At 77.4% G+C, this 3,960-nt stretch carries 2 protein-coding genes and 1 pseudogene; all 3 read right to left on the bottom strand.

Annotated elements, in window-relative coordinates:
• Positions 1 to 523 (bottom strand): annotated as a pseudogene (locus PV721_RS41975) (MoxR family ATPase); the annotation flags it as partial.
• A 33-nt stretch (positions 524 to 556) separates the two neighbouring features.
• Positions 557 to 2,686: a caspase family protein gene (locus PV721_RS41970; RefSeq protein ID WP_319733957.1), complete on the bottom strand. Its 2,130-nt coding sequence runs from the start codon at positions 2,684 to 2,686 to the stop codon at positions 557 to 559.
• A partial coding sequence (locus PV721_RS41965; RefSeq protein WP_319733955.1) for a hypothetical protein occupies positions 2,683 to 3,960 on the bottom strand: 1,278 nt, incomplete at its 5' end. The genes PV721_RS41970 and PV721_RS41965, both read right to left, overlap by 4 nt.

Raw genomic sequence — 3,960 nt, 5'->3', positions numbered from 1 at the left:
CGCCCCCGCCGGCGGGCCCGCCGGCGGGGGCGAGGGCCGGGTCCGGTGGCGGCGGTACGTCGGCGGCGGTCGCGGGCCGCGCGCCCGGCGGGCGCAGCTGCTCCAGGCCGGCCTCCTGGAGGCGCCCGATGGCGTCGTACAGGTACAGGCCGTCCCGCAGTACGGTCCGGCTGGTGATCGGCCAGTGCAGTACGGGCCCCAGGCCCAGGTCGGCGGCGATGCTGTAGGCGAGCGTGGACTTGCCGACGCCCGGCTTCCCGGTGATGAGCAGCGGCCGGCGCAGGTACAGGGCCGTGTTGACCACGTCCTTCTCCGGGTCGTCGGGTACGTAGCCCACACCGCGCCGCCAGGTGCGCTCCCAGGCCGGTCCCTCGCACCCGGGTGGCACGTAGTCCGGGTCGGGGGTGCCGGTGAAGTCCCGCCAGGGCGGCGGGGATCCGGCCTCCAGGCGGGTGCGCCGGTCCCCGCCCGGGCCGCTCCCGTGGTACAGCCACCAGTCCTTCACCACTGCCTCGTCCTCCATCGTCGGTGTCGCGGTCCGTCAGTGGTCGGGGGTTCAGGCCAGGGACCGGAGGCCCGGCATCTCGTCGGGATCGTCCCACAGGAGCACCAACTGGTCTCCCCCCGAGGGAAGTTGGCGGGCGGCGCGGACGGCTCCCGCGGGAGCGTCCGGGGCGCTCGCGGCGGCGCTCGCGGCGGCCGATGCGGCGCTCGCGGCGGCCGATGCGGCACTCGCGGCCGCCCGGCGCACCTCGCGCACGCGCGCGGGCAGGGCCAGTACGTCGAGCGCGCCGGGGTCGGGCCGGCCGTCCGGCCCGGCCGGCGCCAGCAGGTCGAGGAGCGCGGGCACGGGCACGCCGCCCCCGCGCCGCCACACCGCCACCGGCACGCCGCCTTCGAGTACGGCTTCCAGCAGTCCGGCGTGCGGCGCGGCCGTGGTGTGCGCCAGGACGCAGGCGGGCGCCGGCCCTTCGGCCAGTTCCATCCCGAGGGCGTCCGTGACCCCGGGGTCCTCCACCACCCGGACGGCGTCGCGGTGCCGGCCGCCCTGGGCGCACAGCCAGCGCCAGGAGGTGTGCCATTCGGCCCGGGTGTCCGTCCGCTCCTGCGGGCAGCGCACCACCACCTGGTGCAGCACGCCGAGGGCTCGGGGGCGGCCGGCCGGGCCGCGGGGCACCGGCCACTGGTCGAAGTCGGCGTCCAGCAGCTCGTACGGCACGTGGAACTCGATGCGGTCCACCGCGCCGTAGGTCCGCCGCCCGGCCGCCCCGCCGTCGGCCGGGGCCCCTCCGATGAGGGCCAGTTGGCGTACGAGCTCCTCCCGTACGACGTCCAGCCGGACCGGCGCGCCCTCCGACTCCCATATGTGCTCGGCCCGTTCGCCGTGCAGCCACATCCGGGCCAGGTGCCCGGGCCCGCCGTCCGGCGGCGCCTCCAGCCGGACGTGCACGACCGCCCTGCGCGGCGCAGGCGGGGGCGGGGGCACGGCGGGCAGGCCGAGGCGCTCGCGGGTGGCGTGCACCCAGTCCCGCAGCCGGGCCGCCCAGTCCGCGTCGCCCGCCGCGGCGGCCCGGTCCGCGAGGAACCGTACGAAGGGCACGGCCAGCGGCATCCCGCCGTGCCCGCCCTGGCGCTCGTCCAGGTCCTGGACCACCTCCAGGAGGCTGTCCCCGGGCAGGCCGCCGCGCACGGGGGTGGTGCAGCCGGCCGCCTTGAACGCCCACGCGTAGGCCTCGTGGGCGCAGCGCGGCAGCTCGCGGCCCTCGAAGAGTTCGCCGAGCCCGTCCCAGGCGGGCTGGTCGAGCCGGACGGCCCGGGGAAGCCGGGGCCCGGGCAGGTCGTCGTCGAGGAAGGAGCAGGCGTCCCAGTCCCGGTCCACGAGGAACTGCGGCAGCTGCCAGCCCTCGCCGCGTTCGCGCAGTTCCTGGAAGGCGCGGTGGATGCTGAGGGCGGCGCCGGGCAGCCCGCTGACGCTCTCGCGCACGGAGCGCTGCCCGAGTTCGCCGAGCAGTGCCTCGGTGAACCGGCCGGCGCCGCGCTCCGCGTCGTTCTGCGCGGCCTCGCCCTCCCGGGAGGCGTAGAGCCGGAACTGCCGGCGGCCCGGCACCGAACTGCCGCCGCCGTAGTCGGTGGTGCCGAAGTTCCACCGGGCGTCGCGGGGCGCGTCGACGCGGCAGGAGTCCACGAGCGCGGCCTGGAGCGGGAAGCGGCGGGGTTTGACCAGGTCGGTCCGCCACCAGCGCAGCGCCGAGTCGAGGTTGAGGTGTCTGATCTGGCCGCGGCGGGCGTCGGCGCAGGGCAGCATCAGCTCTTGGCGAGGCCCGAGGTAGCCGTGTCCGGCCCAGAAGATCCACAGCAGGTCGCCGTCGCACTGCGGGAGTTCGTCGAGGAGCACGGCTTTGACGTTCTCCTCGGTCGCCGGGCGGTGCGCCGTCCGCAGGGCGGCCATGGCCGGGGTGTCCGGCCAGTCGAGGGCGTCCGGCGCGTCGAGCGGGGACAGCAGCAGCCGGACGTTGCCGGGCGGCACCTCGGCGGGGCCGGTCAGCCAGCGGGCGAAGCGCAGGGCGTCGCGGGCCGGACCGCGCAGGTTCCAATGGTGGCTGATGTCGTAGCGCTCGACCCCGGCGACGAGCGCGAAGGTGCGCCGCGGCCCGAGGGCCGGGGGCAGGAAGTCGGCGGGGATCACCCGATCTCCGCCTCGGCCACCGCCTGTTCGATCCGCTCGTAGAGGGAGTCCTGTTTCCAGTAGGCGCTGTGGCAGGCCGGGAAGGGCTGGCGACTGGCGACCTCGTGGTCGGTGACGCGCGGGTCGCCGGGGAAGACGGGCCCGGCGAGGTAGGAGAGCACGTCCTGGCGGTCGTAGACGTTGAGCCAGCGCGGAAAGCCGTACGGGAGCTTCGCGCCGGGTTCGAGTGCGGTCAGCGCGCCGAGCTCGTGGAGGAAGGGCGCCTGGGAGCCGACGGTGACGAGCAGTTCCGCCCCGGGGACGGCCTCGCCGCGGGCGGCGGCGAGGGCGAGGAGGTCCACCAGGGCGATCCCGCCGAGGCTGTGGCCGATGAGTACGGTCGGCCCCGGGTCGGCGGCGATCCGGGCGTGCAGGAACGTGCGCAGCTCGTGGCCGCGGGCCTGGTAGCGCAGGATGTCGCCGAGCGCGGGGGTGGCACCGACGGTGAGGGAGCCGCGCCAGGCGTTGAGCAGGGGCTGGGTGGTGACGCGCAGGGCGAGCCGGCCCAGGACGGCGGCGGCGCGGGCGCCGGGCACCCGGGCGTCGCCGCCGAGGCGGGTGGTGAGCAGCTCGACGAGGCGGTCGCGTTCGGCGCCGGTGCAGTCGGCCTCGGCTCCGGCGCGGGCCAGCGCGGCGGCCGTCACGGCCCGGGCGAGGGCGGTGGCCAGTTCCCGGGCCTGCGGCTCGCCGGTGGCGCGTTCCCCGGCCCGGGCGGCCTCGGCGGAGCGGGCGGTGGATTCCAGGGCGGCGGCGAAGCCCGCGGCGAGCCCGGTGCCGTGCAGCAGTGCGCCGAGTTCGTCCCCGGCCCGGGGCGGCGCGGGCGGTAACGCGGCCAGCAGCCCGAGCACCCGGGCCCCGGCGGACCGGACGCCGGGCATCGCGAAGCCGTCGTCCTCCGCGTCCCCGCCGTCGGGGCCCTCCCAGCCGGCCTCGGCCAGGACGCGCAGCTCGCAGAGCGGGTCGGCGAGCAGGAGCGCCCACTCGGCCGTCTCCGCGTCCACGGGGTCGGGCTCGGCGTCCGGCCGCGGCCGCCGCAGGCCGGGCACGGACCGGCCGTCCGCGCCGAGGGTCGCGCCGAACCGGTCGCCCCAGTAGCAGGATTCGACGGCCGCGTCGGGGAATCTCGCCGTCAGCCGGTCCCGGACCAGGCCGAAGAGCCGGTCGTGCCGTTCGCGCCGTACCCCCGTGCCGTGGACAAACAGAACACGCATCGCCGCCCCGCCCCCCTCGTGCAG

It is taken from the genome of Streptomyces sp. MB09-01 (genome assembly GCF_033794505.1).
GTDB lineage: Bacteria > Actinomycetota > Actinomycetes > Streptomycetales > Streptomycetaceae > Streptomyces.
This window is presented reverse-complemented; position numbering and strand designations above follow the sequence as displayed.